A 15,989-nucleotide genomic window follows, 5' to 3' on the forward strand; every position below is an offset into this window, starting at 1 on the left:
AACTGCCGCCGCGAACCTGAGCCTCTGCAAGCTCAACCAAACCCAAAAATGTAGTGGTAACACTCGCGCCGGTGCGTGCATGTCATTGAACAAAAATGCCTTTTCCAAAAGCACTGTTCAAGTTGGGTCTGGGCATGCGGAAACGGATGGTGCTGCCGGATGGTCCGAACCAGCGCTGGAGCCTCGACTTCTTATCTGACAGCCTGATCTGCGGTCGCCGCTTGCGCATCCTGTGTGTGGTCGACGACTACATGCGGGAGTGCCTGGCGCTGGTGGCCGATACGTCGCTATCCGGGGCTCGGGTAGCCCGGGAACTGACAAGCCTGATGAGTAGCCGCGGTAAGCCGCATACATTGGTCAGCGACAATGGCACCGAACTGACCTCGTCGGCCATTCTACGCTGGTCGCAGGAGCGGCGGGTTGAGTGGCACTACATCGCGCCCGGCAAGCCCATGCAAAAAGGGTTTGTCGAGAGCTTCAATGGTCGCCTGCGCGACGAATGCCTCAACGAGACCCTGTTCACCTTGCCGGCCCATGCCCGGTTCGTGCTGACCGCCTGGCGGCACGATTACAACACGGTCAGGCAACACTCGAAACTGGGCGGGAAGACCCCTGCCGAGATCGCCGGCCAACGTATCTGGGGGCATGCCACCAGACACGTTGCCATCCCATCAAACAACCATCATGAAGAGCCAGACTCTACCTCTGACTGGTAACAATCAAGGGAGCACGTCATCGCGAATCGCCTGTTTCCAGCAAATTATCCAACCGAATGCGCGCTCGACGATCTACCGTCGAAGCCATCATTTAGAAGATTTGCTCCTTGTCTGAACGAAGGGCGATCCCAACAACCATCTCTTGGTAGCGCGCGGCGTTCCAAAAGGCAGGCGCAAGCCGCGCGCGAATCCATCGGGAGATGGGATCCGTGCATTTGATCCGATTTGCAATCCAGACCCTGAATCGGAAAACAGTCCAACTACAACCCTCAATGCTCCACCACCTGATCCGGCAAATCGCCATCGTCTTGATCATCTAGCAAAATATCCATCGCTATCGAAGCCGATGCATCAACAGGCTCAATAGATCCGACAAATAGATCCTTCAGATAAAATCCAAGGCTTCGTTCATCCGGGGATTGGCCCATTTCCGCGGGGCATCCAGATAACAATGTGCGGATTTCTATCTTCAACTCCAACAGTGCTTCATTCAGGTCTGTTACAGAAGATGGAACATGGATTTGATAGCTGTAATAATGATCGTAAGAATTGGGTTCGACGTCAAAGGCCAATCCATTTATAACTATGCTAACAAGGTTGCCATCATCATGGGAAATGAATGGCACGCCATGTATCTTCAGTAAAAAATCTTCCTTTGCAGTCTGAGGCAGGATCATCGTGACGTGACCTGTGGTGCCAATGCTCCAAACACCATCTTCTTCCCGCGCATACCAACTATCGGGATCGAGAAAAATTTGCTCCTGCTCCGGCGCCTCAAGCAGTTCAGTTTCGAATGAGACGTGCGTGGAAGATATGACAGGAGTATGGCTCTCAGTCATTTCCATCACTGAAAATGTCCCTTCCATCATTGCCAAGGTCTTGATGAAAAATCCGAGCGAACGATGGTCGTAAGACCCTTCTTCCAGCGCAGGCACGCCGATGAAATCAACCGAGAGGTCAATGTTCAACTGAATGGTCTCATCCCACGTGTCAGCGAGACTGGCAATTGATACCGTTATGAGAATACGATCATCGAAACCTTGTGGAGCGATCGAGAAATTCTGCGTGATTCCATTCACCTTGATGGCAAGGGCATTGCCATCGTCAATACGGATATAGGGAAATCCTATAATTTCGAGTTGGAAATCCTCATTTGGCTGTTGTGCTAAACTCATGACAAGGCGGCCAACTCGCCCTCTGCTCCAGCAACCGGTTTCTTCGCGGTCATACCAACTTGGTAACCGTAGATATGGACCACCATCCAGATCGCCTATATCATTATGTAGACCAAAGCAGAGCTTGTCCTGATAGTTTACTGGCAATGCTGTATAATTTTCGCTGTGAATGCGCAGATGTTGCAGGAAAAAACCTATATCTCTATCATCCGAAGCGCGCCTACCAATAAAAGGTATCGCGGAATTTGTTTCAAATTCAACTCTTAAAACTGAAATGTCTCGCAAAGAGTCCTGTATGCTTTTGAAAGAAACATAAATGAATAGCCTGGTTTTTTCCTTGTCTTGGAGGATTGTTGATTGTTGTTTAATTCCATTTACCAAGCATGTCGGTTCCCAGCCATTTTCGAACGGCTGATAGGGCACCCCGACCAGTTCCATCACAAAATCAGTCCGGTGCCGCTGCGGAAGTACAAAAACCAAACGTCCCCGGTCGCCGCGGGTCCACACCCCACCACGTTCCGCCGGATGCCAAAATGAACGATCAAGATAACGGATTGCATCCTGGTCTCGTTCGAAATCAATAGTACCTCCCGTTGGAAGCGGCGAAGCATCTTCATCCTGAATGCGATCAGGCAGAGCTTTCAGGCCGGTTTCCATAACGACTTCAAACATGCCTATGCCGAAAGCTTCGCCGAAATGGCCTATGCCAAGCGCATGGGGCGTCGATGTTGCTGAGCAGTTGAACACAAGCTTCATAGGCGTGCTTAACCGCCGTAGTGCGGCGGAGATGGGTAAGCGGACAGTGTGCAGACCATCATCCACTGCCTCGAATTTCCCGACGATGTTACCAAAATGGTCGGTTACAAGGACGCGCACCGGATGATCGAGCGTCGCGCAGGCCCGATAGGTAACCGCCAACATCATGTCGCGCTCCAACTGTTCGTGAACATTGAGCACAAGCTTGAGCGGCCCAGATTTCGCGCGGACACCCCAGGCGGGATGAACAGCGACAGCTGAACCGAAAAAGCTATTGATCTTGGGATTGCCAATCAACCACAGCGGCTGATCAACCTTAAATGGCGGTATTGCAGTCCGGGAACTATGCTGCCCCCTGTCGGCGAAATGGAATTCCTGAAGGGGCATGATCGCAACCTCCATTACCCCGACACCCAATTTTCTGTTGTCGGTTGATTTAGGAGACAGCGCCTTGGGTCTAATCAAGTTGTCGGTAACAAATTCGATATCGACCACTTTGCGGCCCTCGATGGCGTTCGCGGGTATGCTGAAAGACGCTGAAAGCTCGGCGCCCTTGTAAAAGACGATTGTGCCGACATGAGCATCATTGACACGAACGCCCGTCTGTACAGGTTCGTTTTCCTGGGCCAGCGCACGCGCCAATATGGTAAGAACCATCTTGCCTTGTGCAGGCTCAGACAGGTTTAGCCGCAGCTTAGACGAATGGCTTGACGACCATATTCCCCAGCTTTCCGATATATGCCATCCTCCACTCTTGAACAAGGCGGCATCCGGACCAACCAGCTTTAACGGTGTGCCCACTGTGTAGGAAGACCGCGCAAATGGGGGTTCTGTTTGCGTTTGGATATCGGCAATCAATCGAGTGGTGGCCGTTTCCCAGGATCGTGGCGCATAAGCCGTTCGAATTTCCAACTCGCGGGCTTCTCTCAGCGCGGTGCTCGTGGCGTACATGTCAATGCATGTATACCATGCCCTTATATCAAGCGGATCTACAAGATCGGTGAGGGCAGGGGCGATTTCTGGCACCGAAGATGCGGAGGACGCAATGCAGATTTTTCCACGGGACAGGCTTTCCGCGACCGGCAGACCCCATCCTTCATAAAGCGATGGATAAGCGGTGAACAGGCAGTTTTCGTAAAGCCAATTCAAAGTCGCATCGTCAATATTTTCGAGGATATGGACCAGTCCATACATCCGCTTATCCTCGCGGAATGCGCGGGCTACATCGTGGCCATTCCAGCCCACACCACCAACCAAAACGAGATGAGGGCAACGCCGACCATATTTTTCAATTAGCATCGTCCAGACATCGTAAAGCAGCCGATGATTTTTCCGAGAATGGATCGCCCCGACATTCAAGACAAATTTCTGGCTATAAAAACGTTCAACAATAGCAGCATCGGGCACCATTTCGGCACCGGTCCGGCTCTCATCTATGGTTTCGCCAATATAAAAAATATCCGTTTTTGGTATTTCGATGCTGTTATTAAACGCAAAATTTTCGATATCTTTCTTCGTATGCTTAGATATCGCAAATATGCGGTTGGAGCGCTTCAATAAAGTAGCGAAGTTTCTCGTAAAAACAGGAGAGTATTTCTCTTCAAACCAAAATGGAAAAATCGTAGGAATGATGTCATATACTATGAACACAAAATTCATGTTGAAACGATTGGATAGCTCCACACATTGTTCAGCATAAACAATATTCTGCATCCATGCACTGCCGGATATGATCAGCGTATCGCCATCTGAAATGGAAACGGGGCGCGGATTTTGCGGGATAGATTGCTCGAAATAGGTGCGCAGATAATCCTGATGCAAAGCATCGCTAGGGATATCGACGAAGCGTTTAAGGCCATTGTGCCAAGCTACGAAACTAAGTTCGATGTCATCATTGTGTCGCAGTGCCTGCGCCAATGACATTTCCGAACGAGAAATACCCGTCCAGCGCCCTTTATGATGGCAACTTGTAGTTACATCAAGAATGATCCTGCGCTTGCCGGTGGCGGACTTGACCTGTGGCACGGCCGTGACGGGTTTGGGCCTTTGCGCGCGTTCTTTCAGCGTTGCTTCGTAGACTTCACCCGTTCTGCGGGCATATTGTTCCCACGAGAAATTCTTTGCCACAAATTGTTTCAGGGCAGCTTTGCCATCTGCATCGAGAGGGTTTTCATAGGCTCCTAAGATGGCGTCCCTAATGGATTGGGGATCGGCCGGGTCGCAATAGCGAGCGAAATCGCCAAAATATTCCGGCTCGGACGAGCGGTCGGATAGAACCATGGTGGCGCCGCTTGCCGCTGCTTCCAAGGCAGCAAGGGGGGCGCCTTCGCTCCAGCTAGGCAAGGTAAATACCCTCGCCCCGGCAATTGCGGATGCCAGCAGAGGGTCATCAGGAGAGATGCGTCCAAAAATATGGACATTGTCCTTCCTGTACCGTTCAATCAATTTTTCATATTGCCGACTACCTATGTGTCCAAAGAGAACGATAGGCAAGTCAAGGTCACGCAGGGCATGAAGCAGCATCAATTGGTTCTTGCGCGGCTCGATACGAGCGACGCATAGAATATAATCAGTCAGGCCAGTTTCGTTTGCAAACAACGAAGGGTCCGCATTGCCGAAACGCTCTGCGTCGACAGGATTGTGAACGATGGTCGAAGATCTGGGTACGGCACCCATGTCCGACAGAGCGCTTTTCTCCTTCTCGCTCAGCAAAATGACGTGATCAGCCAGGCGAACCATCTCGCGCGTCAGCTGAAAATGACCTGGCATTCCTTCGGTCGAAAATAAACCCTGTGCGCGATCGCGCAAAAATTGCGCCCGGCTGCGTGCGATTTGATCGTCAATCGCGTCAGGGTTCGCCGTATGTTCAAATATCGATATCAGCCTGTCGTGCCAGAATTCCCGTTCACTCAAATCCAGAAAGATAGAGGATAGGACAAAGGGCTTGTCATTTTCGATCGCGTTGCGTGTCAGATCGCGCGCGCTGATCGGCGACCACACGTTGAAACCATGCAAAAGATCAACGTTTTTGATGGCGGGGTCTGGAAAATTGATGACCTGGCTATCGAACCCGATACGGCGGAGATGATCCGCTGTCTTGGGCACGCGTACGGAAGGGCCGCCTAGAGATTTTCCTTCGTTGCCATGCATGGCCAGCCCGACCGAGATCGACGCGGCGCTTGTCGCCTCCAAGGGCGCGAGATCATGTTCCCGAACCAGCATTTGAAACAACTTGTCATGCCCCTCTGCCCAGGCATCCCATGTCCGGTCGAGAACCGAGGCCCGCAGTTGATTGCGCTGCGCCACCACATCGAGCAAGACACGTCGCAGATCGTGCGCGTCGCCTGTCTTATATTCGATATGTGGGAATGCGCTTACCCAGCCGATGGGCGGTGCAATCACCGGACGGCCGCACGCAAGCGCTTCTGCGACACTCATGGGCCCACCTTCGTACAAGGCAGGCACCAAAATATAATCCATGCTATTGTAAAAATCCGACATTTTGCCGTCAGGGATTTTCAGCGCTGGGCCGGGCCAGCCTTCCCCGGTGAAATGCCATTCGATACCGGGGATATCCATAACCTGGCGAACAAGCGCTTCGCCTTTGCGGCCAGTATGATAAGTACGCCCAACTATCCCAATTTTCACCTTTGGCTGAAGATGTTCAAGGTCAACCCCCGGCGAAATGGTGAGGACGTTTTGCATACCATGATCGCGTATAATTTCACTGTATAGATCAGAATGGCAAACGCAGTAATCAACATTATCGACGACGTTAAAAAACTTTTCCTTTGTATTTTCATCTTTTTCAAGATGGGCAAAATATCCTACTTCAACCTTGGAATTACGTTTATTCCACGTCGAATAAGTCATATAGTACTGAATGTCCGCAGTTGGATCAATTGCCAATCCATACCGAACATAGGGTAATCTTATGCTTATTTCGCGAGCAAGTCTTTCCAAAATCCAGCCTTTGTCGGAAAGCACAATGTTCACATAAGTCATAGAATTTCCTAATTCTGTAATTCACATAAATTGACTGCCGATAGCGACGACCAATCATTTAGCCAAGATCAATATTATTCCAAAAATTCCCCTACGGCCTTTAGGCATGTCCCGGCCCGTTGTTATATCCTCAGGATCAACGGGTAATAGCGAATGATTGCGTTCGATCAAGATGTGACGATCCCGACATATTTGGCGGAACTTGCAGCGTCCGTAAACGTATCGGCACCGGGGAGCATGGCGACAATGCCTTGGAGATTTGGATGCGCCACCTGCTAAATCGTCGCTCCACATTGGCGCTGTTGGCGGCGTGTGGAAGCCGTTTTATCTTGTCAGATGCACAAGCCGCAATTGTGGCCAGAGACCAACCTTCATCTCCCTTCGTCCGGCGGGTCGTGCGAGGTCCGACAAACAGCTATAGCACATATCCCCATGCTAATGGCTTCCTGCCAGACGGACGTTGCTTGGTGGCGAGGCCTTCGACGGTGAGGGGGAGGGCGGGGCTCGATTATCTTGCGATAGATTTTTCATCTGGTGACCTAGAACCGATGGCCTCTGTAGCTGCGGCTAGAACATATTTCGCGGTATCGGAAAACGGGCTACTCGCCATTCCCAAGACATTCGGCGCTGCTTTGATCGACCTTAAATCGCCCCGCCGAACCGAAAAGCAAATTCTCAGCGAACCAGGTTGGACGGTTGCTCAAGATCTCGACATCTCGCCGGATGGATCAAAGATTTTAGTGGCGAGATCGCACTACGCCAAGCCGCAGGGGTTCGAAGCAGCGACGATTGCCACTGCCGACGGCACGTTGGATCGGATATTGCATCCTTCGTGGCAAATCGATCATGCCCATTTTTCGCCCTATGCGCCCTCATGGATCTGCTATGCGCAGAATGTCAGGCCTCCGCAGCGCTCTACCCATCGCATGTGGGTGTGGAATGCACGTAATGCGCCAAACGGGCGCAATATTTTTGATCAAGTAACAGATGACGGCAAGACCTATGTCGTTTCTCACGAACGGGCGATGTTTCACAAGGCGGCGCTACTTACCATCGCGCATGGATCGAGCGCGGCAACCCCTCGAGGACTCTATGAAGTTGGCTTTGACGGCCAAAGGCGTCTAATTAGCGAATCCAATCGAGACTTCCATTGCAACATTAGCCGCGATGGGCGATGGGCAGTTGTATCTCTTCAGGGATCAGCGGACGACCAAGTTTCGGGAGTGTCGGCAGCGTTTCGTGGAATCCAAACACCAGCGCGGCCACCTTCTGGCTGGCTGACGGAAACTGGCGCAGGTGCCTTTGACATAAGCGATATTCAATTGGTCGATATTCAGACCGGCAAGCGCGCCTTCCTATTCAGGGCCACGAACGCAGTTTCGGGTCAGCCCTATGAGGTGCAACCCGCCATAAGTCCCGATGGTAAATGGGTCGTGTTCAAAGATGCTCGTGCGCGTTGCGCAATGGCGCTGGAGATTGATCAGGGCGCCCTAAATCGTTTTCTTGGCGCTTGATGCACGAGAATGATTCACGCAAGTCAACGGGCGAGGCGAACGCGGACTAAAGCGATTTCCAACATGCCCATTTCCTTCTGAAAGCGGTCGCTGATCGGTAGAATCTCAACAGCATAACGAGGGTCAGTGCTTAAACGATCGATAAGCCGATTGCATCCGACACCCTTCAGATTTTCAGGTGTCTGCAAATAATAGTCGTCGAATATTACCTGAGATTTTTCATTCATGATCGAAGATATGCTGATCCAGTCAGATAGGATCGTTTCTTCGCTATGTCCCCCATCAATGAATGCGAACTTAATATGATTCCTCTTACCCAAAGCTTCCTTGGCGTAGCTAGGCAAAGTCACCTTCGTATCGCCTCTAAAGAGAGAGATTTTTACATCCAGCGGAGCCAGTTTGTTGAAAATCTCTTCTTGAGATAAGGGATATTTGGAAAATTCCTTTTCAAAGATCGTGGCGTCCATATCTTCGAAAAGGTCAAAGCCGTGATAGGCAAAATTGTCGTTATCCTCTGTGAGCGAGGCGGCCGAACGGATCATCTGGCTTGCATTTTCACCATCGAATACACCGACTTCCAGAATGGACTGGGGACTGGTTGCGCGCAGGCATTGATAGATTTGGCTATAACGTCGCGGTCGCCGATCCTTGATAATCCTCATAACCGCAACAAACTTCTGCACCTGAGCGTCCATCGGCCGCATCCAAACATCATCAGGAACATGTTGCCGGATAAATTTCTCTTCTCGTGCTTTTGGATTGGCAGCTAGGTAAAGATGTGCCGCACAGGCAAGGATTTCTTTATTTTCAGCATGATGGGCAGCCTCAATCAAGACGCGCCCCAGATCTGCAGAACCTGGATTCCGGGCTAATGCGGCAATCGCAAACTCGACAGCGACGGTCATATCGCGTTTTGCTTGCCGGCATTTCGCTTTGCCTCTCCAGGCCGCCGGGTGATCTGGGTCAATTGCAATGCACCGATCATAGAAGCTTTCAGCCTTGCCAGGATCAGCCTTCTTAGTAAGATAAATGAGGCCTAGCGTATGAAGGGAAACAGCATCGCTCCAGCCCAAACGCTCAAGCTGATCCAGCGCGTGGTCTAGCAATCTGGACTTTTCTCTGCGCGCGGCCAAATTTGTCAAATTTCTCCAGTAGATTGCCGACTGGCGCCGTGAATTTCGATACATATCGCGTACAAACGCTGCGCGATCCTGCAACGACTCTTGCGAAAGTAGCAAGTGACGGGCTACTTTGCCTGCGACACCAGCCTCCTTCATCGTTGTGAATACCTCATGGCCCGCCAGTGGCAAGGGCAGGGGATGTACATTCAAAAAGTCATTAAAGATCAGAAAATGTCTTTTATCGAGATTAAATGGATCATAAATATATAGAAATTCAGTAGTCTTGCACGCAGTTAGCGCGCCGTTTTCCAACGAGATTTTCAATTTCCGCGCATCATCGTGCCATCTGTTGTCCCAATCGGTAATGTCGGGCGAAATATCATATTGCGCGGAAAATATGATACCCTTGTCAGGCTCTAATATCGCGGATCCATGAATAGCACCCACACCGCCCATGGATCCGCCATAGACAATTGTCTCGTCATATTTTGCATTTTTAAGATAGTTTTTAATCGCCCGCATAGCGGGCACGAAATTGTCTACTTGCCACCAATGATTTGACTGAGAAATTACGCATATATATGAGCATTTTTTCTCATTTAGCATATTCATGCCAAATGCTGCAGGCGGAATATCGTTGCTTGATACTCGAGAAGTAAATGTTATTACGCACCGATCGTTAGAAAAGTGCTTGTAAAGCACTATTATATCTTCGCCATAAAAAAGAATTTTTGCGTCTTTTATTATGTGATGGGCCATAATTTCTCATTCAATATATAATAATATATTATAGATTCATCCCAAGCCATATTTTGTCAGGATGAAAAATTGCGCTAGTCCTACTTAAGGAAACATGATTTTGGAATCTATAGCGAATTGGCGACAATCGGACGGATGTGCCAGAAGCGCGGCGGGTCGTGGTGACGTGCTCCCCTGATTGTTACCAGTCAGAGGTAGAGTCCGGCTCCTTCATGATCCGACACCATTCTCTGGACCAACCCGGGGTTAGAGTTTCCCGGCCAGGGTCACGGTGACGGGCTGGGTGCGTCACCGGGATTCATAAGCGTGATCGGGGGCTTGTTGCCGATGGCACCGTGCGGCCGATCCTCGTTGTAGTATCTGCGCCACTCCTCCAACTTTTCGCGGGCATCTGCAAGCGTCAGGAACCAATGGGTGTTCAGGCACTCCGCCCGGAAGCGCCCGTTGAACGCCTCGATGTAGGCGTTATCCGTCGACTTGCTAGGCCGGGAGAAGTCCAGCATCAATTCAGGTCCCGGCTGATGAACTCCGAGCCCTGGTCGATCCGGATCGTCTTTGGATACCCAACCACGGCGCTGGTCACCTCGAGAGTCTGGACGACGTCCTCGCCGCGTTAGCTGAAGCGCGGATCAAGCGCTGGCGAGAACTGCGAGAACGTGTCGACGACCGTCAGGAGACGGATCTTCCGACCCGTTGCCAACTGGTCATTGACAAAGTCCATGGCCCAAACATCATTTACGCGGGAGGCCGCGCAGCGGTATTCCCTCAACTTGGCCTTCACCCTGCGCTTGGGTCTCTTGTTGCGGAGCTGGAGGCCTAACTCGTTGTAAATACTGTACTTTCGCTTCACGTTGATCTCCCAGCCTTCACGGCGAAGAAAAACGTGGACGCGGCGGTACCCATAGCGGACACGCGTCTCGCAGATCTCTCGGATGCGGGCTTCAATGCCGGCCTGCTCGCGGCGGCGGGATTTGTAATGACACGTCTATGTGTCCATCTCCAAAACCCTGCAAGCCCGGCGGATCGACACGCCCCAATCACTGCGAAACCCGTTCACCAGCTCGCGTTTGCGAGCAGGTCTCACAGTTTTCGGCGGATGACGTCCTGCAGCATCTCCTTGTCGAGCGAGAGGTCCGCCACGAGCTTGCGCAGCTTCGAATTCTCATCCTCGAGCTGCTTCAACCGGCGCATGTCCGGCGGCAGCATGCCGTCGTACTTCTTCTTCCAGTTGAAGTAGGTCGCCGGGCTGATCCCCGCCCTGCGGCAGATGTCCGCCACGGGAACACCGTTCGCGTCCTGCTTCAGGATGAACGCCTTCTGGGCGTCAGAAAACCTCGATGCCTTCATCGTCCTTCGCTCCTCCCAGCGAGGGAGAGTACGGCGAAAAACTCTAACTCGAAACGATCCAGTTTTCCGGGATCAGATCACTTTGTGTCTTGATTTTGGCTGCTTTTCCCATCTGATATAATCAATGATATTAGCGTGCCTGGTTCTCCATATGAACGGCGATAGCTTCATCGATAGAATCGAAGAAAATAAGTTTTCCGTCCATTAGCACAGCGCCTCGTTCACAATATGAACGCAAAGTGCTGGGATCATGGCTGATCATTAGCAACGTCCCGGTCGAGCGACGATAGTGAAGTGCTTCCTCGCACCTCTGGCGGAAGCGATCATCGCCAGCAGCTGTGACTTCATCAACCAGATAGCAGTCAAATTCGATTGCCAGCGACACGCCAAATGCCAAGCGGGCCAACATACCTGCAGAATAGCTATAAATAGGTTGATAGAAATATGGCCCCAGCTGGGCAAAATCTTCAACATAATTAAGAAGCTCTTGGATGTCCTTATCATAAATTCTGGCGATAAAGCGAGCATTGTCCGCGCCGGTCAAGCTGGACTGAAAGCAGCTCGAATATCCTATTGGCCAAGAGCAAGATACGGTGCGCGTTATTTTCCCGGAGGTAGGCGCTTCGACGCCGGAAATAAGGCGCATTAGAGTCGATTTTCCAGCGCCATTGGCACCGCAAATGCCCAAGCTGGATCCGGTCGGAATTTCGAAGTTCAGGTCGTTCAACACGTCTTTTCGAAACTTTCGAATATGATAGCTTTTGGAGACGTTTTGAAAAAATATCATGCTTGCAACCCGAAGTTAATTTTATGAAAGCATATCGTTGGACAACACCATGCTATGCATATTCTGATCTTATTCATTTTTACTGGCGTTATACATCCATTTCAATGTGTCGCTTAACGGCACAGGCTGCCAATCCGGCAAATTCTCCCTCAGTATTTTAGCGCTTCCACCAAGAACCTCTACATCACCTTTACGAATGAAGGCGGGGTTGACTTGGACATCGATATGATGGCCGCTCAACGCTGTGAGTTGTTCCAGAATATCGCCGATCGAAGATACCGTTCCGGTTGCGATATTGACTACTGGAGGCACGGTAGCGGCCAGCGTAAGGCCGACATATGCGTCTGCAACTGAGCGGACATCTCCAAAATCACGCCGAACCCACATGTTGCCGAGTTCGATTACATCGGCCCGTCGGCGAAAATGGTCAACGATCTTGGGGATGAGATATTGGGTGTCCTGCCCTAATCCAGTGTAATTGAATGGCCGTGTTGTAACGATCTCCAATTTATCCCGCCACAATTCAGCACCACGTTCCATCGCCCATTTGCTCAGGGCGTAATGATTTGTGGGATTGGTAAGCGCATCTTCTAAAATAAGGCCTTTGGCATGTGGACCATATACTTGGGCGCTGGATGCTATGATGCACCGAGCGCCAGGCTTTTTCCGTGCTACTGCATCAAGCAGGTTCAGTGTTCCTAGCTGATTGATTGTATAGAAGGACTCCCAATCGGCGGCATTGACAAAAGCGTATCCGGCAAGATGGATGACCCTGTCAAAATCCGCCGCGTCGACAATTTTGTAAACTGCCTCCCTATCGCGCAGATCAACCTGCAGCGCGACCGGCGTCAGCCCCGCCTTTTTTAAAGCAGAGTTGACAAAACGACCCGTAAACCCAGTCGCGCCGGTCAGCGCTACACGCATCAGAACGACCAGCCCGCAGCGTTCCGCCTGACATCGGCTTCTACCATCAAGCGTGCGAGTTCCTCGAGCTGAACTGTTGGCTTCCAACCCAGTTCGCGCTCTGCTTTGCCAGGATCGCCAATCAGCAGATCGACCTCGGCGGGCCGGTAGAAAGCAGGATTGATGCGAACCCGCGTTTTGCCGCTCTTGGGATCCAAACCAATCTCATTTTCTTCCCTGCCCGACCATTCGAGCGAAATGCCAACTTGAGCGAAGGCCAATTCGACGAAATGGCGAACTGTCTCCGTTCGATTGGTGGCAAGGACATAGGTGTCGGGAACGTCATGCTGAAGCATAAGCCGCATTCCTTCGACATAATCCTTGGCATAGCCCCAGTCGCGCTTGGCATCGAGATTGCCAAGTTCCAGGATATCGGCCTTGCCTTGGGAGATTTTTGCAACGGTGTCCGTGATCTTACGTGTCACGAACTCGCGGCCGCGCAGAGGCGATTCGTGATTGAACAAGATGCCGCTGGTACCGAAAATACCAAAGCTTTCGCGATAATTGACTGTCAACCAATGGGCGTAAAGCTTCGCCACGCCGTAAGGACTGCGGGGGTAGAAAGGCGTGTCTTCGCTCTGCGGGATTGCCTGCACCTTACCAAACATCTCCGATGTAGACGCCTGGTAAAAACGGATGTCCTTGTTGACGGTACGGATCGCTTCCAGCAGATAGGCTGCGCCAAGGCCTGTGATCTGGCCAGTAGTGATGGGCTGATCAAATGACACGCCCACGAAACTTTGCGCAGCGAGATTATAAACCTCTGTCGCTTGTGACGTTTCGATGAGGCGGATTGCCGACCCCATATCGGTGAGGTCATACTCGACCAATTTCAATTGAGGGTGCTGGGAAATGCCCAGCTCGTCGATTCGCCAGAAATTAACCGAGCTGGTCCGGCGATACGTACCGTAAACTGTATATCCTCGGTCAAGCAGATTTTCTGCCAAATACGCACCATCCTGGCCGCTGATTCCGGTAACAATGGCACTTTTCGACATATTTTGCTCCCTCAATGGCATTGGCATCTCCATTAGTGGCATTGTGGCGCGAAGGCCAGAGGGCAAAGCGACCGTTTTCGTCGCAAGTTAATCTGCTGATCTAACGGGATAATCGATCCTTCGAATGAGGTTCCGAGGCAGGCTGGGCATCGCTAATTTTGCGTACTAGGCTCAGATAATGTTACTTGTGGACTTGCGAAGTTTGTTCGCAAACATTGCTTTGGCTATATTTGCTGAAGTCAGATTTATACCAACCTTCGCCGATTATGGTACACTGGCCTTTGGGCAATAGCGCAATCCGCATAGAACAGTCCGGCGAACGGGCGGTCCGGTGCGCCTGCTATACGGGCTTTGAAATGATGGCCCGTTTAGAGGCAATCCCCTAATCAGACTGTCGGCAGTGCGAGGCACACGATGGGCTAAGACTGGCGCTGGAAAATGCAGGGGCCAATCCAACTCCTCCCGCTGAGACGCGATCCAGTGAATTGCTGGACGCCAAAATTATCGCACCTCATCATTGTATAGTGGTCTTGCTGCATAACTTAGGAAGGATATGAAAGACTTCATTTAAGATTACTACGGAACGCGGACGGTAATAGATGCACCGATTTGCGAAAATCGATTGAGGATCGCCGAACGGACTTTGAAATCGGTTATCTGACGATTGAAGGTGCGGGCCATGACGCGCTGACCGAGCAGCTTGAAGCAGTGCATTTTCGTTTCGACGAGGCTGCGGCGATGATAACCGCTCCACTTCTTCCAGATCGTGCGTCCAAGCCGTTTGATCGCACGCAGCGTTTCACTGCGGGCTTGCACGCCAGGGCCATCCTCCTTCCATGGTCGACCGTTGCGGCAGACCGGAATGATGGCTTGCGCCTCGCGTTCAGCGATCCCGGCATGGCACTTCTTGGTGTCGTATGCGCCGTCCCCGCCGACACTGCTGCTCTTTTCATCTGCCGGGATCTGCGCCAACAGATCGGGGAAGACAGGGGCATCCCCAATTGCGTTGGTGGTGGCTTCAATGGCGCGGATATCAAGCTTTTCTGCGTCGATCCCGATGTGCACTTTGCGCCATTGGCGACGATAGGAAGCACCGTGCTTGCGTGTCTTCCATTCCCCTTCGCCCATCATCTTGATCCCGGTGCTGTCGACCAGAAGATGCAGACCGCCCGAACTGGGACGACCGCCAAGCGTCACTGGCAGCGTCTTTTGACGTCGGCATAGCGTCGTATGATCCGGCACCGGACAGTCCAGATCAGCCAGTTTGAGCAGGCGCGCCACCAACCCCGTCGCCTGCCGCAACGGCAGGGTGAATAGCCTTTTCAACGTCAAGCACAGCTCAATCGCACTGTCCGAAAAAAGGAGCAGGACGGCCGGTGCGACCGCATGGTCCCGACAGCGAGTGCATATCCGGATCAACCAAACATCCAGAGAACCCCGCTGCTTCAGCGCTGGATTATACGCGATCGAGTTCGTCATGCGATATCTCGGTGGGACCAAGCTTGGGCATGAGTGCCCCCTAACGCACTCGATTCCCACAAAGAATCCCCAAGCTCAATTACGCAACAAGCCTTTATGGGCGAAACCGCGCCGATGGACATGGCGATCGCGCGGGTCAGGGAGTCGCTGGCAGCATCTGGCGCGTCGATGCCATCGGCGGATGCCGGATAGTTTCGACCATGAAATGGTCAGACATTTTGGAGTGCGATCTGCAATCTCCGCTAAGGCCTGTGGACATTAGCGCATAGCGATTTTCAAGGCCGCGAGATTGATCATAGCGCGGTAGCTCTCGTCAGTTTTTTCGTACCGGGTAGCGATCCGGCGGAATGTTTTGAGGCTGCAGAAAAA

7 protein-coding genes and 3 pseudogenes are annotated in these 15,989 nt (G+C 51.7%); 2 read left to right on the forward strand and 8 right to left on the reverse strand.

The genetic code is table 11. The features are described from left to right. Positions 1–146: 146 nt before the first annotated feature. Positions 147–716: pseudogene (locus KRZ98_RS15840) on the forward strand (integrase core domain-containing protein); the annotation flags it as partial. A gap of 269 nt (positions 717–985) precedes the next feature. Here the strand turns inward: KRZ98_RS15840 and KRZ98_RS15845 are convergent. Continuing rightward, entirely contained in the window at positions 986–6,652 is a 5,667-nt protein-coding gene (locus KRZ98_RS15845; RefSeq protein ID WP_217674433.1) for a glycosyltransferase, read from the reverse strand. 263 nt (positions 6,653–6,915) lie between these two features. Here KRZ98_RS15845 and KRZ98_RS15850 point away from each other — a divergent pair, with 263 nt between their 5' ends. Beyond that, positions 6,916–8,166 (forward strand): hypothetical protein, encoded by a 1,251-nt coding sequence (locus KRZ98_RS15850; protein WP_217674434.1) that lies wholly within the window; start codon positions 6,916–6,918, stop codon positions 8,164–8,166. 23 nt (positions 8,167–8,189) lie between these two features. Here the strand turns inward: KRZ98_RS15850 and KRZ98_RS15855 are convergent, their stop codons facing one another. The 7 genes and pseudogenes from KRZ98_RS15855 to KRZ98_RS15885 all read right to left on the reverse strand — a co-directional run. Then, positions 8,190–10,046, reverse strand: coding sequence for a class I SAM-dependent methyltransferase (locus tag KRZ98_RS15855; protein ID WP_217674435.1), 1,857 nt, complete (start codon positions 10,044–10,046; stop codon positions 8,190–8,192). Positions 10,047–10,312: 266 nt separating this feature from the next. Next, positions 10,313–11,393 (reverse strand): annotated as a pseudogene (locus tag KRZ98_RS15860) (IS3 family transposase). Between the two features lie 130 nt (positions 11,394–11,523). Continuing rightward, positions 11,524–12,180 carry an ABC transporter ATP-binding protein gene (locus tag KRZ98_RS15865; protein WP_217674436.1) on the reverse strand — a complete coding sequence of 219 codons (657 nt, stop codon included), beginning with the start codon at positions 12,178–12,180 and terminating at the stop codon, positions 11,524–11,526. Positions 12,181–12,249: 69 nt separating this feature from the next. Continuing rightward, the gene (locus tag KRZ98_RS15870) at positions 12,250–13,104 is read right to left on the reverse strand and encodes a GDP-mannose 4,6-dehydratase (protein WP_217674437.1); all 855 of its coding nucleotides are present in this window, start codon (positions 13,102–13,104) and stop codon (positions 12,250–12,252) included. After that, complete coding sequence (gmd, locus tag KRZ98_RS15875) at positions 13,104–14,141, reverse strand: GDP-mannose 4,6-dehydratase (RefSeq protein ID WP_217674438.1); 1,038 nt, start codon at positions 14,139–14,141, stop codon at positions 13,104–13,106. The genes KRZ98_RS15870 and gmd overlap by 1 nt, the downstream gene beginning before the upstream one ends. Before the next feature lie 576 nt (positions 14,142–14,717). Further along, positions 14,718–15,620: an IS5 family transposase gene (locus KRZ98_RS15880; protein WP_217674439.1), complete on the reverse strand. Its 903-nt coding sequence runs from the start codon at positions 15,618–15,620 to the stop codon at positions 14,718–14,720. Between the two features lie 258 nt (positions 15,621–15,878). Continuing rightward, positions 15,879–15,989 (reverse strand): annotated as a pseudogene (locus KRZ98_RS15885) (IS5/IS1182 family transposase); the annotation flags it as partial.

Source organism: Sphingobium sp. AS12, assembly GCF_019097845.1.
GTDB lineage: Bacteria > Pseudomonadota > Alphaproteobacteria > Sphingomonadales > Sphingomonadaceae > Sphingobium.